A 318-nucleotide genomic window follows, 5' to 3' on the forward strand; every position below is an offset into this window, starting at 1 on the left:
TAAGTCATTATGGTTAGCACTACCTGAGTAAATACTGTCTCGAGTTGGGAAGTAGTCGATTAACGTACCTGCGCGGGTTGTTATTGTGCTTATTGGATTTATGTTTTTAGCGGTACCTATTTCTTTAGGGGCATAAACCATAGTTCTAAAATGGTTAGCTACATACACTAAGTTACTTTCTTTTGCGTAAACAGGCTCGCTGGTCATTTCTTGAAAACTCGTATCTAAACCAAGAATGCGAGCATAGCTTTGGGTAAGCACCGCTAGGCTAATACAGTTTCCTTGCGCTCGATTAACTGTTTGTGTAGAAGTGAGTGT

Annotated in this window: 1 pseudogene; it reads right to left on the bottom strand. The window is 40.3% G+C overall.

The features are described 5' to 3' along the window. Positions 1–318, bottom strand: a pseudogene (locus AAEY68_RS20800) (tetratricopeptide repeat protein); the annotation flags it as partial.

The sequence above is a fragment of the Pseudoalteromonas sp. RB2-MNA-CIBAN-0110 genome (genome assembly GCF_040309305.1).
Lineage (GTDB): Bacteria > Pseudomonadota > Gammaproteobacteria > Enterobacterales > Alteromonadaceae > Pseudoalteromonas > Pseudoalteromonas arctica.